Here is a 17,808-nt window from a genome sequence, read left to right on the forward strand (position 1 = left end):
CTTCCCTAAATTACAGCCCAAATGAGAATGCGATTAATCTTCATAATCGACAACAAATGAAAACCAAGCAAATCTCATACCTTATTTTTTACACATAAATTTCAGCCATATAAGTTAACAACAACATGCAACTGCATAATTTTCTGACAGTGTTAACTGGTTTACTGACATTGCACCGCTAAACCAAACTCCAAGATAATCCCCTAAATGAATGAAATTTCATCAATAGAAGTTACGCCATTAACAATCAATGTGTCGTAGTCCGCACCTTCTAGAAACAGGTACAGTGTGCCGCCCACGCCATAGGAGAAAGCGACATTGCGCCCCCCCAAGTCAATGGAATCACCAATTGAGTAATCAGTTATAGTGGCAACCTCGCGAGCGAAATCAGCAAGAGGTGCAAACACAAAAACATCATCTCCTTTGCCTCCGGTAAAGAAATCAAATGCGCCGCCATTGCCGATCAAGGTATCATCGCCATCACTGCCCAACAGATTGTCATTTCCGCTGCTGCCCTGAATGATTTCTCCTACCACTGGGTCTGGCAACTCTTCAACATCATTTAGGTTTACCTGTATTTGCTGGTATGCATGACTGTGACCATCGGTAGCACTAACGAGCAACTCATAAATACCATCAGCATTATTATCATCCGGCGATTCGAAATCCGGCGCTTGTTTGAACGTGACGGCTCCGGTTTGCTCGTCGATATCAAACCATTGGCCATCTAACCCCTCTTCTATGGCGTAACCAATGACATCTTCGGAATCAATGTCATCTGCCTTCACAGTCCCAACGCTGGTTTGGTTTTCATCGGCATTATATTGAGTAGGAGAGTTAAAAAATGGATCATCATTTTCGCCAACAATGGTGACAACCACTTGTCCTTCGTCAGTTCCGCCAAAGCCATCTGACACGTGATAATTGAACGTATCGCTTGCTATTTGGCCAAGACCAAGGGCATCAAACAGGTCGCTCGGGTCGTAACTGAACTGACCATTCCCCAGATATTGAATAATGGCACCAGACTCACTTTGATTATCAAACTGGCTAACGACGACATCATCGCCGTCAGGATCAGAATCATTCAGTAACACGCTGCCTGTAACCAATTGACTATTCTCTGACGTCGTAAACTCAATGCCACTATCATCGACGACACGCGGCGCCAAGTTGTCTTCGTCAATCAAATTGTCCTGATCATTGTCTTTGCCGTCATTGATTTCTGGTGCATCTGGGTAAATGGTAGCATCGCTATCGTCACTATCTCCGGCAATAGAAACATAGCCTTCAGGAGCTTGATAGCTTTCAATGCGATTATTGACGTTACCAAAACCATCCATATCGGCATCTGAATAATAACTAAACGGCCCGTTGAGCCCCTCTACTAGGATTTTAATCTGGCGTGTTGCTCGGGTACCTTCATCATCGATGACGACGAGCGTAATATTGATATCAAGCGTTTCGTTGTCGTCTAGAATCGCAGCGAATTGATTGGGGTTTATTTCGACAAAGCTACTATCCAGTAACAGTTGATAGACAACATCATTACCACTGCCATCGACGATTTCGAGTTGTTCAAATGACAGCATGCCGCCATCAGGATCAACAGCATCCGCCAGCAGATCAATGGTCAAAGGAACGCTAGCCTCAGAGACTGAGCCAAGGTTAATATCATCGAACTCAGGCGCTAAGGGTTCAAATTGATCGGACACGGACACCATGATTTGCTGCTGCACCGCACTCACCCCATCAGAAACACTGACATTGAATTCATAAACGTTGTCAGCGTTAGCATCAGCAGGCACCTCGTAATCGGGCGCATTTTTAAAGGAAATCACCCCGGAGGTAAGATCAACCGCAAACAAATCGCTATCACCACCTGCGACCAAAGAAAATTCGAGGCTATCAGATTCATCGACGTCGCTCGCTTCAATGAGGCCAACTGCTGTTTGATTTTCCTCAACAGAGAACACGGCATTTGGCAGAACAAGCGGCACATCATTTTCGCCTTCAATGGTAATGGTGACCAATGCCGTATTTTCGCCGCCAAAACCATCGGCGATGGCGTAACTAAAGGTATCAGTCGTCGACTGGCCTTGGCTCAAGGCTTCGAAATAGTTCGCGGGGTTGTATCGGAAAACGCCGTCTCCTAAATGTTCGATGGAGACTCCCAAGGCACTCACTAGGTCATAGTCGTTAATGACGAGGACATCATTGTTACTATCAGTATCATTGTTCAGTACCGACGTTGTTTCCAGCGCTTCACTTTCAGAAGTGGTGTAACCAACGCCTCCGTCATCTTGAGCGGTGGGAGCGGCGTTGTCTTCGTCGGTAGCGCCGTCCTGATCGTTGTCTTTACCATCATTTAGCTCTGGCGCACTGGGGTACACTGAATTATCGGCATCGTCATTGTCCCCTTGAAACAATGCATAACCATCTGGTTGCTGATAAGCGCTGAGCTCCGTATCGGTCCAACCAAAACCATCGTTATCGTCATCTCGATAGAATTTGAACGGTCCACTGACTCCCTCGATCAGTAAAGTCGCGCTGCGTTCAATGATGGTTCCTTCATCATCAATGACATTGAACACAACAGATACTTCAACACTGTCTCCATCATCAAGTTGATCGGCAAACTGAGCTGGATCGACTTGAATTGTATTGGTATCAGCGATTGACGAAAACGCGACTGGGTTGTCCTCGGCATCCGTCACTGTCAGATCGGCGGTAAATAGATCGCCGCCATCGGGGTCAACGGCATCTTGCAGCAAATCGATGGTAACCAGCGCTGCATTTTCTACGAGCGCGCCAAGGTCAATATCGTCAAATACTGGCGCTTCATTGACATCATCATTGATAATTTCAGTGGTTGCATAGGCATTATCAATCGCTGCGCCTTCAACGGCCACCAAACGCACCACAAAGGCCTCATCTGGTTCTCTGACATCATCGCCTGCAACAGCGATATTGAAATCATGGGTCAGAGTTCCTGCTTCAATGACGACATCGAATAACAACGGCTGTTGCGACGCGAAATCTTCGGTCGTCGCTGTCGCTTGTTGTGCTGAAGCAATGACCGCGACAGTCACTTTAACTGCGGTTTCAGCTGTGTCCGAGAGAGATAATCTGAACTGAGCGTTGGTGGAGCCGCTACTTCCCTCTTGTAAACTTTCAGAGAGTGCAGCAAGAGATAGCGATGGCAATACCGGCGCGTCGTCATCAATCACAGTAGTGGTCGCTATGCCAGAGGTAATCAGCAGATTCTCTGGACCATCGATTGGCGCAATGGACAAAGTAACATCGCGGTCGCCATTGAGTGAATCATCGCTAGCTAACTGCAGGGTAATGATCGTCGATTGTTCTCCTGCAGCTAACATCACATACTCTGGTGGCGGACTGACAAATTGCTCGGCAGACACATCGCCTGACAGTGATATGGCAAATTGCATTGCGTCGCTGCTATCACCGGTGCGATACAATTGGTATTGCAGGTCAATCACAGCATCATCGACTTCACTAACGATTGGAGTAAGAGCAAAAACCCCGGCCAAAGTTGCTTCATTAGCACTGGCGTCATTTACTTCTAACACCTCTTCAGCGCCGATATCTTTATCGATGGCGGCTTCTATAAACTCTAAATCACCACTCACGAGCAAGTCGTAAATGGCTTGATCTCGCGCCTCAATATCAGTTATTCCTGCGGCATCAACTAAAGCTTCCGCGGCATTCACCGCTTCAATCGGAAAATCAGCAATAGATATCGCTACGCGTGGAAAATCCAGATCGGTAAAGAAAGCTGAGTTTTCTCCAGCCTGGTAGTAGAACAGTGAGTTGCCATCAATACCATCTGTGACTCGCCAGCTATCAGCGTACTCACCATAAAGAACATCAAAATCAATCGGCTGTTCCACGATGGTGCCATCAACAAGCATTAAATCATTGCTGACCTCTCCGTCGCCATTGCCCAGCAAGCCACGAAAGCTATTCGGAGAACGATCCAGCCCAGGTCCAAATGCAACATCTAAGAAACCCTCATATAACGCTACATTGAGCACATCGCCGGAATCATATTGAACGGTGTACGACTCACCATCGAATAAAAGCCGCCCCCCGTCTAAATCCAAATACCCCGGCGACACTGGAATACTAACCGCTTCGCCATTAATTAAGAGCTCAGAGGTCGCTGCCGAGTTAATCATGATTCGATCACTACCAAGCTCAGTTGCTAACGCTGTGATCTGGGAGGCAATATCACTGCCTTCTACCGCAGCGGTACGAACTTGAATATTGAGATCGGGCCCTGTTACCGACTCAACTAAAACGAACTCACCAACAGCATGAAAATCATAATTCAGCCCATCTAAAGTCGAGAGGTGCGGATCCCCCCTAAACCTAGCAAACCTACCGACACTGGAAATCCTAACAAAACCGTCATCGTCAAGAACCATTACCTCAGCGCTTGCTTGATCAATCATGGCGGCGCTGAAGTCAGATAACGTCACCCCATCAATATTGAAGATAATATTCTGGTGGGCTTCTGGCACTTCATCTCGCTCAGGAGAAAAGGTAATGACTTTTTCTGTTTCACCCGGCTCAAAGGTCACTGAGCCTGAGAGCAGCGAATTCTCAGCAGGGGCTTGTTGGCGAACAGGAATCAAGAAATCGAATGAAACTTCATCAAACAAATCATCTAGCACAATGTCATCGATAGAAAAGAGTTCGATGGGGTCAAACAAGTCGATTTGCAGGCTCGTATCCAATAATGGGCCAACACTGGCACTAAAACGATCAAGCACTTCCAAGTTGGCGGTATCTTCGTTGAAGTCTTCAATATCATCGAGAATGAGTTGCAACGAGGCGCTTAGTGCTTCAATACCTGCCGAAGCAACCGGTTGAAGCAGATAGGAGACGTCGAGTTCAAGTCCCAAGTCGAAATGGAGCGCCCCTTCTAAATTACCAAAATCATATTCCGAGCTTGAAAAATAGGCGGTATCTCGGCCCTCAACTTCTGTCGTTTGCCCGCCGATTTCAATCCACGATGACAATACCGGTGTCAATGAAAATGACTGAACGAATTCAAGTCCTGCACTCGCCATTAACTCAAGGAAGGTGACATCTAACTCAATTTCAATCTCTGTGCCCAAGAAGTCGAACTCTGCTAACTCCGCATTGACTTTAAACAAGTCAAGGAACTCAGTGAGGTAACTCAATTCTGATGCAGCTTCCAGCAAACTGAAATCTAAGCTCATCAATGAGCTACCCACTTGATGTTCTATCGGATCCAGCAAACGGTTATACAACGTTGCTTTATCACTTTCCCCACTTGGCCAAGCGAAGTTAAAAGTCACACCATCAAATAATTCCGCTTCAATGTTCTCTAATGGGCTGAACTCAATAATCGGTACTTCTTCAAAATCAAACTCTGGCACCAGTAAGTCTGGTAGGGCGATCGGCGATAGAACGGGTAAATCAACTTCCAAATCCGCCAGGCCAATCCCTGAGCTAGCAAGGTCAAAGTAAATCCCCATGCCACCAAAGTTGAGTGATTCAGACTCAATAATATGGCGGACATTTGTTCTGCTAACATCTATTTCGAATGCATCACCAGCAGTGATGTAACTCGGGATCTCAATGCCTGAGGAGACGTCGGTATCGACAGCAAGTTCACCAAGGCTGAATCCCTCTAATTGGGCATACAAGCTGCCGTATAAGTCGAGCAACCAACTGCCAGATATAACGCCATCGAAGTCGCCACCCAGTTGATTAGTATCAAACTCCCAGATCGGAATATCTAAGCTTTCACCAAAACTATCGGGTAGCCCAGCAGCCTCATTGAGCTGAATGGGAGAATCAAGCGAAAAGAGGTGGTTAAAGTTGACATATTGGCGCCCATCATCGGAGTCGTTGCGTCCATGGCGAGTAAATAAGCTTGCCTCTGTCGCAACAGCATAATCTTCGATAAAGAAATTCAGGTTGGAATTCAGGTATCGCCAACCATTGAAAAAGTGAGTGACGCTCACTCCGTCATAGTCACGCGGGATGAGTTCACTTTCGAGTAGCGAATAGTCAACTGTGGCAGTGGTATTCAATTCTCCTTCACGAGTAACAACAAATTGTAAGTCACCGCCTTCTTGATTTCGAATCCGCCAGCCAGAAGTTCCTGCTTGACGGGGAGAAACAAGCGAACCACCACCTTCTAAAATTGAGTCTTCAATGGCTTCAACTGAAATAACAGTACCTTCGTCATCATTGATGATAGTGCCAAAGGCAACACCGTTATTAATCAATTCAACTTGATTGCCTAAATCAGAAACAGCACCGGTAACACTGAATTGAACCTGTTCATCTTCCTCAAGTGAATAATCACCTAGGATCTGAACACTCACTTGTTTGCTGGTTTCACCCGCGGCAAAACTGATGGTGCCGCTTGAAGGCAATTGCTGCTCAATATCGAACTGATCTGTAGTGTCATGGGTGAAGGAGAAACTGACATCGATTGCATCCTGGGTGCCTCCAGTGCGATTGATGGTAAAGGTCATCTCACTGACTTCACCTGCAGCACCTTCAACCACCGATGTGTTTAGAATTTGCAGTACCGGAGCTTCATCATCGTTGATAATGGTGCCGATAGACGCCGCGTTGGCGATCGAGACCAATCCACCATCGCTGTTTGACGCGCTAACCAGTTGTAGCTGCAATGCTTCGTCGGCTTCAGCGACTAAATCTCCAGCAACATCGACCACCACCGTGGCTGAACTTTGCCCCTCTGCAAAAATCACACTGCCATCTAATGGAGTGCCACCAAGATCGGATGTTTGAGCAGGGTTATCCCCATAACCGATTAGGCGATAATCTACTGTGGTAACACTCGCTAAATCACCCTCACGGTGCAGTTCAAATACCAACGAGGCGGTGCCACTATCACCTTCGCTAACACTGGTGTTGGCGCCGGTCATGACGATTTGATCGTTACCACGTATGGTTCCAATAGCACTGCCATCAACGACTGTTACCTGTCCTTTTGAATCAGTATCCGTTGACGTAATGCGCAGACGCATCGATTCTGACAATTCGTTGTCGTTCAAGTCGGCCAAGGCCGCGATCGGCACCGAAAGAGCTTGCACTCCCGGGTCAAACACCAATTGAAGTGATTGCGGAATACTAATATCAATATCCGCTCCGGAGACGGGGTTGTCGCCAGCGCCTTCAAGCTCCAAATTGACCGTCAACTGATTATTCACATTGCCTGTTCGACTCACTACGAATTCACCGGTTTGCCCTTCTTCAATGGTGAAGCCGCTGACAATGAGCTGTTGATCAATGACAATCGCATCGCTTTCAGCAATGGATAAGGTAAAGCCACTACCGCCGTGAATGCCGTTTCCATCTGCGGCAATGTCATCGCGGACAGCGATAAAATAATCGCCGCTAGTTGGGGCAATCCAATCCGCCTGATTGATGGTTTCCACCCCACCACTAAAGGTAGCCAGTTCATTACCATTGGCATCGTGAATGGCAAAGTCGGCCGAAGCCATTTCGAAGCCTTCAACTAAATTACCCTCGAGGGTAATTTGATAACTCTCTCCTTCATTCAATTGTACTTTGAACCAATCTTGATCCGATCCGGACTCCAATGAGCCTGCAATCGATTGATTGATCGCCAATGAGGCTTCAGAATTCTGATCATCGCCCGCGGTGTCATACACCTGCAGGATGGTTATCACATAGTCACCAGCCGCAGATTCATCATCGTCCTGGGACATGATTTCTAAAATTGGCCATATCGGTAGATCACCACCTGCGATAAAAAACGATGTCGCGGAACTATCAGCCACATGGCTCTCAACCAAGGATTCACGCTGGTAGTAATCGACAATATACGAGTCACGTTCATCATCCCTGTAAAACAGCGGTTGTTGCGCCGCAACTTGATAGTTGGCGAGTGGCGTATCACCGACAGGGGTGATGCTAACAAGAGCAAATGCGCCATCGGGAATACCGAGAAACACGTAGTCCTTGCCACCCGCGCCATCAATGCGCTCAACCAACGCAGTCCCCAAATCTAAGATCGAACCATCATAAGGACCGTTGGAATCATAATTTTGGGGATCTCTCGCTTCCAACACTGATACACGATAATCGCCAGTTTGCTGTTCGAAAGTGTCATATGGTGTCGCTAACTCAACAGCCGATACAGTTGCTTTAAAGTCGTCGAAATCTGAGCTTGCATAAATCAGCTGCGATGTTTGCGGTGCATTGAAACGCCCAAGAATGTCAGCAGAATCTGAGTTGCTCAGGGCTGGTAAACTCAAGGGATCAAAACCGATACCTGTTGCCGAAACCACGTAGATCTTGTTAGGACTGCTTTCGAAGTTAAACTCATCAACATCGTCAGGCGTATTTATCTTGCCTTGTGCCCCTTGGTTGGAGTCGATAACAATGTCTGAATCGCTTGCTGCGATAACATCGAACTCCCCTTCCAACATCGGTAAAAACGGGTCGGGAACGCCGCCTACTTCCGTGCCGGAATAGAATCGCCCTTCGTTGATTTCGATGAAATATTCACCAAATAGGCGCGTGCTAAATTCTAATTGTTCAACATCATAAAGGTCGCTGGCTGCGACATAGTAATCGCCGCTATAAGTAGCTTCGAAATACAGTTGGTTTTCACCAAAATCTAAAAACTCGTTGTCCCCATAAATGGACTGTAAAAGCACCTGACCTTGATCATCATAAAGCATTAAATCCGGCGAGAAGCTATTGATTCCGCCGCGGGTCAAATCGATGGTGTAATCCTGCCCCTCAACCAAGGTCAGCTTAAACCAGTCTTGATCTTCGGGCCCATCAAGTACCGCAAAGAGGCGTTCCCCCAACGCCAGCGGCGTCGCAGATAGTTGATCGTCACCATCGGTATCATAAACTTCAGTTAGTGACAGCAAGTAGTCGCCAGTGGCTTCACTGCCAAATCGGTTATCAACTTGAAGGAAAATATCCTCACCATGATAACCAAAGTGCAAAAAGTCACTGTAACCAAGAAACCCTCGGCCCTCTGTTTCAGTCCGAACCAATTCACCACTGGCAAACTGTACTGAAGTAGTCACTTGGTGATCGCCCAGTGGCGTATCACCAATCGGCGTCAGAGTAATGTAAAAGAACCCGTCACTTGGCGCTTCAATTTGATAAACGTCAATGTCATCAGACGTTTGAATACCGGCAATTACGGCGTCGCCGACGGCAATAGAATATGCATTGGCAATCTCACCTGCCACAGTATCCGTGCCGTCTTCAAGCTGTTGTGCTTGTACCAGCGTTACTTGATAGTCGCCAGTGTCGTCATATTCATTACTGATGTTAAAATACGCATCAAGATCACTGGGGTTGCTGACGATGAATTGAGCAGTTTGATAGTTCTCGCTATAGGACAGAAAATCTGGACGATTGTCGAAGTAATAACCAATGATCTCTTCGTCTATCTTTGGGAGCCTTAGTGGATCAGTGCCAATTGCCGTTGCACTAAAGACATAATATTCGTTGGCCAGTATTTCAAACGTAAAACCGTCAACATCGCCCTCTGAGTTGATCCGCCCAATCGCCGGGTTCTCTGTAGCAGCTGTGACATTGGAGCGCACTTCTGGCAAAGAAGAGTTTGCAATAATAGCGTCGCTTTGAGACTCCAACTGATTGAGCCAAATGCCGTCAGAGCTAATGGAACTAGTTTCGAAGTCAATCGGCAGGGTTAAATCGATTGCAGAGGTATCGCCAAACTGCAGCATTGTAATCGGTGAATTCAAGCCACCATCAACGCCATAAAAATCGACCAGTTGGATCACAGCATCGTCAACGTAGATATCGATTGCATTAGGCACTAGCCAGCTGCGCTGAAAAGTCAGGTCGGCTTGTTCAATACCGTCACCAAATTGAATGGTATCGATAGTCGGATAGGATGCGTTAGATATTGTTAAATCACCGCTGTTAAGCTGATACAGCAATACATTCGATCCCGAGCCATCATCATCGCCAGCTCCCGTTTCACTATCTTGAGATGACGTCACTCTCAGGCGATATTCGCCTGGCTCAGAAAACTCTCCGCCGACAGCGATCATCATAATGCCATCGGCATGGGGCATATAATCTTCGATTCGTTGAGAGGAACCTACCCCGTAGCCGTCTAACTCGAGAATCGAAAAGTACTCAAAGAATGAACCATCCTCATAGATTGGCGGGGCAGCCGCCTCTTGTGAGGGGTAAAAAGCAACATACGTTTCGACGTAGGGGCTGGCGCTATCTTGATCATTGCCGGGTAGCAATGAAATGTCATAAAGCTCACCACCGACCACATCAAAGACATAAACATCTTCGTCCGCTTCAATGTCATACGGCCCAATGTCAGCAACAATCTCCTGATTAACAGCGATCACGGTCGGGCTACTAAAGCTTGATTGATCGTCGGGCAATGCAATCACTTGCAGATCATCGGTGTTATTTTGCGAAGCGACATCAAAACTAAAGCGATAGTCCTCTTGCCAGTCGGGCCTTCCTAGAATATCGATGTAATAGTCGCCACTCTCAACCACATTTAGGGTCAGCACCTGCGTTCCAAAACCATAGGGATCGACAAACCAGTACTTTAGTTCCCTGCCTTCACTGTCCAAGATTTCGACTGCGCCCGAATAATCGCCGCCGCCCACAGCCCATGACTCCAACTGTAAGTCATACGATTGGCCGTCCACTAACGAAACCCGATAGACATCATTAGTATCGACAAAGCCACCAACTGCTCCGGTAAAAGTGCTACCTACGCTAATGGCTGTCGCATCGAAAATATCATTGCCAATATCAGGGAATTCAGCTTGTGGTTGCTCCTGAATACTCACTCGATAGCCCGATAGCAAACCCGGCGATGTCAGTTCAACAAAGTAGCGGCCATCCTCGGCCGGACTAAAATCAATTGGCCAAAAAGAGTCGTAAAACTGACCACCTTCAGCAACGATGAATCCATCGCTATCAACTACCGAGGCATAAATGCCATCGTCAAACGCATTTGTAGCGCTAAAGGCATTAAGTCGATAATCAATACCCGCTTGCAAATCAACCACAAATACGTCAATGTCCGAAATCCGCTCAAATTGCCCAGATGTGGCCTCGCCGATGGCCAGAGGTTGCTCGGAACTATAATCGTCAGCGACATCGGGCGTATCGAGGGATTCAGGGTCATAGACATGTAACTCATAGTCACCACTCGAAAGCCCCAATCCACTTGCTGCAACAAAATAATTAGCGCTGATATCGGGCGTAAAGTCGATAACAGAATCGAGAAAGAGGTAATCGTCGTTCTCCGCTAATAGATCGCCAAACTCATCATAAAGATACAGATAGGGGCCAAGATCTGAACCGAAAGCACCGGACAGAGAAATCGAGTAAGTGACACCTGCTTGCAACGAAAAACGGTAATAATCTTGATCAAAAGAAGGGGCTATTTGGCCCAAAATTCTTTCGTTTAAAGGAGCTGTAGTTGCCGAGTTGATAGCATCGGAAACATCGGCATCGAGGTCGAGTCGAAAAGTCATGCTTCTATTCCTGAAACTTGAGAGCGCCGGTAATTCCAGAGAAAATCACGCAATCACTGCTTCCATGCGACTTCAGATACTCTGAGCAAGAGTTACGATTGATAAGATTAGACCAAAATGTGAAGCAAAATAGGTCTCCTTCTCATTCAAAACTCAATGCAATTAACATTCCGAAAGTAAAATATAAAAAAATCAAAATATTAAGTTAAATCGATTGGAGTTATGTAAAAAAAACTGACATTTTATGCGGAAGTTCTGAAGGTTATGTCCCCTGCCAACATATCGACTACTCGTAAGTAAAACTGGCATCAACAAACATCAATTTGACGCGGCACGGCAACATAGCCGGTTTTATTGTAACCGTTCACCAGTCCTCGGTTGACTAACCGGAAGCAAGGCCAAATACATCAGGGTAAGGCAGAAGTGCTTTAACATCTGCGACGATTTGCTTAAGCAAGGCAAACGATGAGAGTCCACGCATTTTGCAAGTTTCAACGATGGAGAATACCCTCGAGCAGAACTTATCTCTGGGATCCTCTGACAAACAATCCTTAAAGTGCTTTCTAGCTTCGCTGGATGCATCTTGATCGTGCAGCCAGAATGCCCATTTCTCAGATGTAGCCCTAGATGTGAAGTATCTGACCTTTGCTACATCGTTCAGAGCATGCTGAATCGCGTGCTCATCTTCTAGATCCAAAGGGCCATCCTGTTCTGCTATTCGGCCTATATGCTCTTGCCAATCGCTTGGCCTGCGTCGAAGAAAATCTGACAACGCCTTGGTACTGGAACTTAGTTCGTCGTAGTCGTGTTCATGTTCCTGAGGAAAGTACACCGGCTCAATACCAAGGCTTTGCCACTTTGAATCCTGATTTTTAGTTTCGCTACCCACCAATGCAAACCGCTTGCCCTTAGCCTTATCAGGCAAAGCTCTGGCGAGATAGCTCATCACCATATCGTCGTGACTATAGCCAACGAACAAAACGGTATAAGTTTCAAACATCTGCATCAAAAACCGACTGGCCCAGCCATCGGTCAGATAGGCTTTCCCAAAGCCACGGTCTGTAACAACAATGCTTTTTGGATTCGTATTGGCACCATGAATGTGAACAATCCCTTCGAAATCATATCCCAAAGGCAACGCCGGTGCGGTATATATTTCAGGCTTATTAGTCCAGATGTTACTTGATGCTTCAGTGAATAATGGGTCGAAGTTGGTGGTGACAACTCGAACAGACCCACTAGAGGTAAACATATTCAGCAAGTGACTATGTAGCTCTTTTGGCTGGCTATTTATGGACTGAAGAGTATTTACAGTCGCATTTTGTATCACTGATTCATCTGGCGACAGGCTCCCCAAAAACTGGTCTAGTGGTTCTTTAGGCTCGTATCCAAAGCCTCGTGCAATATCTTCCGCTAGCTTCCAAAAGCTAGGTAGATTGGAGGGCTCTCCCATGGAAACTCCAGCTCCTGCAAAAACTACAAGATTGCCCTGCTCGGCCGCATCAATTAGCTTCGGCGGAAAATTAACACCACTAAGTATCACTCTGAATTTCTACCTGCACCCAGACTTATTTGCATATTTCAGTTTCCCATGACCTTCTGTAAATGCCAAGTGAAGGAGTGCAGTGGTAAGGACCTAGCCGCTTAGACACTTTCGAGTTAGATCGATATTTCAAATCTACTCGTGATGGAGTTGAATGTTACAACCCGACTCAGTAGTACACATTCACCTTTTTTAGCTGCCTCAATGCTCGCGTGCCATTTGGGCTAACAACATTTATCAGATATTGATCTGTCTTCAACAATTCGTAGGCCTCGTCTAGCGTAGATTAGCAAAACAAGGTACAAAAACGCTGCTTTCGCCGATCAAATAACTATATATATCTGATACTTGAAACCAACCTCCGGTCATAACCCTCGTTTACCTAGCACGAAATGAGGCAGTTTTTCGCTATATCGCACAGTTGACCCATTAGGACCATGACCCAATTGCGGCTATGGACTAATGATAAACGAACTGAAATTAAGCGATTTTCGCTCGAAATATAAGATTCACCCAGACACAGCAAAGTTGCTTCATTCTTTGCCCGTTGGCCTTGCGTCTCCGATTCCACCAATCCTGAGAAAACAGCGACTTTTTAATGTGGCCGATGGCACGATTGTATCGGGCAGTCTGTCGCTACTGGAGCAAGACATCCACCCAAACGATTCCTGCTTAGTCGCTCACTGTGCTTCGCGAGTTGACGATAGCTTGTTGTTACAAATGGTTTGGCGATCGCTTCTTGCCGAGTCGATCAATACAGCACACCAGGATCGTGTCATTGCCTACCTGCTAAATAAGCCGAAGTCATGGCGTGTTGAGCGGGCGTTGACAATTAAAGCGGAACCTTTGGCGTTAAAGCACATTTCAAGCTGGCAGCAGATACCAATATCAACGCTTCGAGCACGTTATAAGGGGGTTGGCAATGAAGCGCCCTGAGCCGCCACCATTTGCCAAGATGATCGAGCCAAGTCAGCTTTTGGCCGTTGCGAAAAAGGCGAACGCATACCAAGCATCACTTGAGTGCCTACTGCCCTATCTATGTTTGTGTACTGCTCGTACGCCGACAGCATTAAAAGATGCTTCTGGAGAAGATTCATCGGACTACAAGTTGATGATGCAGGGTGGTAAATCATTCATTCGCTTGTACATCAAATTACGAAAATATGATGAAGCGGTTCATGTTGATTTGGAATTGCCCGATGTTTTGACTCCAGCTATTGAGCAATTAAGGGAGATAGAGCCAAACGATTGGGAAGCATTAATCACTAGGGCAAACTCCCAGTTAGGAGATGGAATCACTCTCATTCGGCTCGCTGCACAGTATCGGTATTACAGAACCAATGGCGGTGTCGACTTTTCAATCATCATGATGATTATCGGCCGATACACCTACGCAGCAAATCACTACTTTCCGTTCACTCTAATGGAGCTACAACACGAATTTTCTGAGTGGCAGTTGCAGTGGTCGCCAAGCAGGGGGAAAGATTCATGACCATTACAAACAAACCGATTGGTGGCATCCCAATAGCAGATGACGCTGTTAGTCATATATTTCAGCTGTTGAGGCCCGATGAGATCGAAGCATCTAAAACCATTGCTTCTCATATCCGCCTGGTCAATCAAAGCTCTTGCTACACTGCTCTGCTTTTGGAGTATTCGCTGGGTGTTCGTCCAGCTCAGTTACCGCGCTGGAAGCTTAGTGAGGGGGATCGTGTAGCTAAGGTCTGAATCGACCAGCCTTCTCTAGACACTCAATTGCATTACAATTGAATGTCCCGAGGAGGACACATGCCCGAACGTTTTACCGATGAATTTAAAACCCAAGCAGTAAAGCAAGTAACCGAACATGGCTATACCGTGGCTAGTGTTGCCGAGCGCTTAGGGATCTCCACGAATAGTATTTACGCCTGGCTTAAGCGTTATGGCAACAAAAGCCTGCAATACCAACAAGTCAGTGAGCAGGAAGCGCGTATTCGCGAACTTGAGAAAGAGTTAAAACGAGTAACTCAGGAGCGCGACATCCTAAAGGAAGCCACCGTATTTTTCGCTGGCGAGTCAAAGAAAAATACGCGTTCATAAAGTCGAGACTCAACCTGTACCCCGTTCGCTTAATGTGCCACGCCTTGAATATCCAGCGCAGTGGCTTCTATGCGTGGGTAAACCAACCTAAGTCATGCCGAGCGATTGAAGATGATCGCCTGCTCGGTCTTATCAAACATTCATGGCTAGAAAGTGGCTGCGTGTACGGCTACCGCAAAGTAACCAGTGATCTCAGAGACTTGGGTGAAACATGTAGTAAGCATCGAGTTGCGCGGCTAATGCAGCAAGAAGGACTCAAGGCCCAAGTCGGTTACAACAAGCGACGTGGGATGTATGGTGGCAAGCCAGCTCTAGTGGCAGACAATCTCTTGGATAGAGCGTTTTCACCTGCAACGCCAAACCAATCATGGGTAACCGATATTACTTATATTCGGACACATGAGGGTTGGCTGTATCTAGCGGTTGTTTTAGATCTCTACTCAAGAGCTGTTGTTGGTTGGTCAATGAGCTCGCGAATGGAGAGCGAGCTGGTGACTCAAGCTCTTTTGGCAGCTGTTTGGCGTCGTAAACCAAAGAGTGAAGTCCTGATCCATTCTGATCAAGGAAGCCAGTTTACGGGCTATGAGTGGCAAGACTTCTTGGCTGAGCACAACCTAAAGCCAAGCATGAGTCGACGCGGAAACTGCCACGACAATGCGGTGGCCGAAAGCTTCTTCCAGTTGCTAAAGCGTGAGCGAGTGAAGAAAAAGATCTATCGGACAAGAGAAAAAGCGCGTGCCGATATTTTCGATTACATCGAGATGTTTTATAACTCTAAGCGCAAGCACAGCCACGCTGGAGACATGCCTCCACTGGCTTATGAGAAACTTGGAAATTACAACTAACGAGTGGTCTACGAAAGGCTGGTCGATTCAAGAGTTACGAGTACCGCAGAAACCAACATTAATTTTTTCATTCTTTTACCCTTCGAAATAGCAAACCGCAGATAAGAAAAGTCCCTTACCGCCTAAATTTTTTAGTAAGACCACTGAAACTTTCATCTAAATAAGGTGGAAATATCGAATCTGGAACCTGTGGATGGCGGAGGATGTTAGTTCAAAAAAAAGTCAACCAAAAGCAATACTTCTAACAAAAATGCAACGGACAAACATTAAATAAAATCTTTAACAAAGAATGCATTACAGCCCTACCAAGCAAACCACAAATGATTACAAATCAAACAGCATGACAACCAATTCACCACTAAAAATAGCCTTGATGACCGAGCAATTGCTCTACTTCAACCAGTGCGCCTAACCGCCCTAAAGATTACCTAGATGGTCACAAGACAGCTCGAATCGACTGCAATGACGTCGTTGTGGATGGCCAATTGTGGCAGAAGATAATGGCTTGGAGCCGCATACTGGCATCACTAGAGAGGAAGTGGACAAGCTGACACGTAGATGGACATAAATGAATAAGGGGGATGGCTCTAAAATACACATTACTTATCCCTGAACATTATAACGGTGTTTCTGCGCATTCGGCAGCGCATGATTTAGTCCTTATCCGCCGGAATAAAACACTCTTTTCTAGTATGTTGTTTTAGTTTCTAAAACTGCGTTCCCAACAATGATCATCATAGCTTTAAGCCAACTCATGTTCGCTCGGAACTTGTCTAGTTCTTCACCTTCCAAGTCATACTGGTAATCGCTACCTAATAAACGCACCATGTATTGCTGTTGTGACATGAGGAGTGGAATAAGCTGTTGCAATTTTTGCTTGCTGAGATTAGCTCCACATGTTTCGTGGATGTAGCCACCGTAACCCACATCTCGCGTACAATCGACCTTATCAACGAAACGCTCACCGCCCGTCGTACCAATTGCAACGCTACGAATGAACAACCAATCAGAAGCGACGTATTCGAGACGGTACTGGAATTTAACGGCTTTAATGTTGGGCGAACGTGAATCCCATTTCATGACAAATGCAGGCCCTTCTCCGATGGCTTTCTTGTGGAAGCTGTAAGCTCGGCATTGGTAGGTAAACTGATCGCACTCGACCGAGCTGTGGTCCAATATGCCTTTCAGGTCGATTTGATCAACCTTCAACGCGGTTGCTACCAACTGTGAAATCTGTTGCTCGTATGGTTGGTTTTCCTCTTGAATCGTGGTTGCGCAGCTCGACAATATTAAAGGCATTGCAATCGCACCAAGCCAACGTTTTATGAGTCCGTTATTCAATCTTTTCATATGGTTTCCTTTCCTATTTGTTTATCTTTATATTCTAATGTATTGAATCAGCTTAAACCTTTACTACATGAATTTAGGCCATCGATTATAACCAACGTCGGGGTTGTTAGAGCCGTACTTTCGAATCAATTCAGGCTCTTTCTTGTTCACCTCTTCAGCACTTTGAGAAAAGAAGATAATCTCGCGCTGAATGGTCATATTCATCCTCTCTTCAAAGCTGAAATCCTCGGCAATCAAATCACTTTTAGCGCTTCCCCAGTAGTTGATGCTATTTGTGAGATCCTTCCCAATGTAAATCTTGCCGTTTGGATATGTGATTTTGTAGATAACCTTGCTATTACTGTCCATATTGGCCTCAAACGATACTGGTAATATATGCGCTTCTATCATTAGAAAATATGGCTCACCATGCTCGTATTTG

Annotated in this window: 8 protein-coding genes; 4 read left to right on the forward strand and 4 right to left on the reverse strand. The window is 46.2% G+C overall.

Features of this window, described 5'->3' with window-relative positions; genetic code table 11:
* Positions 1-203: 203 nt before the first annotated feature.
* Together K0504_RS06295 and K0504_RS06300 are read right to left on the reverse strand one after the other, a co-directional pair.
* Entirely contained in the window at positions 204-11,570 is an 11,367-nt protein-coding gene (locus tag K0504_RS06295) for an Ig-like domain-containing protein (protein WP_220103329.1), read from the reverse strand.
* Positions 11,571-11,952: 382 nt separating this feature from the next.
* Positions 11,953-13,113 (reverse strand): SIR2 family protein, encoded by a 1,161-nt coding sequence (locus K0504_RS06300; RefSeq protein ID WP_220103330.1) that lies wholly within the window; start codon positions 13,111-13,113, stop codon positions 11,953-11,955.
* Positions 13,114-13,575: 462 nt separating this feature from the next.
* On the opposite strand from K0504_RS06300, the gene K0504_RS06305 reads away from it, so the two are divergent.
* The 4 genes from K0504_RS06305 (at position 13,576) to K0504_RS06320 (ending at position 16,037) form a co-directional block, all read left to right on the forward strand.
* Positions 13,576-14,049 (forward strand): hypothetical protein, encoded by a 474-nt coding sequence (locus K0504_RS06305; RefSeq protein WP_220103331.1) that lies wholly within the window; start codon positions 13,576-13,578, stop codon positions 14,047-14,049.
* Positions 14,036-14,605: a hypothetical protein gene (locus K0504_RS06310; RefSeq protein ID WP_220103332.1), complete on the forward strand. Its 570-nt coding sequence runs from the start codon at positions 14,036-14,038 to the stop codon at positions 14,603-14,605. The genes K0504_RS06305 and K0504_RS06310 overlap by 14 nt, the downstream gene beginning before the upstream one ends.
* Complete coding sequence (locus tag K0504_RS06315) at positions 14,602-14,841, forward strand: hypothetical protein (RefSeq protein ID WP_220103333.1); 240 nt, start codon at positions 14,602-14,604, stop codon at positions 14,839-14,841. The genes K0504_RS06310 and K0504_RS06315 overlap by 4 nt, the downstream gene beginning before the upstream one ends.
* 60 nt (positions 14,842-14,901) lie before the next feature.
* A protein-coding gene (locus K0504_RS06320; RefSeq protein ID WP_404822993.1) for an IS3 family transposase occupies positions 14,902-16,037 on the forward strand; the annotation gives its coding sequence in 2 pieces (ribosomal slippage) (positions 14,902-15,136 and positions 15,136-16,037; 1,137 coding nt in all).
* Between the two features lie 687 nt (positions 16,038-16,724).
* Here the strand turns inward: K0504_RS06320 and K0504_RS06325 are convergent.
* Entirely contained in the window at positions 16,725-17,387 is a 663-nt protein-coding gene (locus tag K0504_RS06325; protein ID WP_220103335.1) for a hypothetical protein, read from the reverse strand.
* 63 nt (positions 17,388-17,450) lie between these two features.
* Positions 17,451-17,735: a GIY-YIG nuclease family protein gene (locus tag K0504_RS06330; RefSeq protein ID WP_220103336.1), complete on the reverse strand. Its 285-nt coding sequence runs from the start codon at positions 17,733-17,735 to the stop codon at positions 17,451-17,453.
* Positions 17,736-17,808 lie beyond the last annotated feature (73 nt).

The organism is Neiella holothuriorum (assembly GCF_019457915.1).
Taxonomy (GTDB): Bacteria; Pseudomonadota; Gammaproteobacteria; order Enterobacterales; family Neiellaceae; genus Neiella; species Neiella holothuriorum.

Bases quoted from the DNA above. Each gene is read 5' to 3' on its own strand.
- K0504_RS06295 (WP_220103329.1), bottom strand. From the start codon at position 11,570: ATGACTTTTCGACTCGACCTCGATGCCGATGTTTCCGATGCTATCAAC.
- K0504_RS06305 (WP_220103331.1), top strand. From the start codon at position 13,576: ATGATAAACGAACTGAAATTAAGCGATTTTCGCTCGAAATATAAGATT.
- K0504_RS06310 (WP_220103332.1), top strand. From the start codon at position 14,036: ATGAAGCGCCCTGAGCCGCCACCATTTGCCAAGATGATCGAGCCAAGT.
- K0504_RS06315 (WP_220103333.1), top strand. From the start codon at position 14,602: ATGACCATTACAAACAAACCGATTGGTGGCATCCCAATAGCAGATGAC.
- K0504_RS06325 (WP_220103335.1), bottom strand. From the start codon at position 17,387: ATGAAAAGATTGAATAACGGACTCATAAAACGTTGGCTTGGTGCGATT.
- K0504_RS06330 (WP_220103336.1), bottom strand. From the start codon at position 17,735: ATGGACAGTAATAGCAAGGTTATCTACAAAATCACATATCCAAACGGC.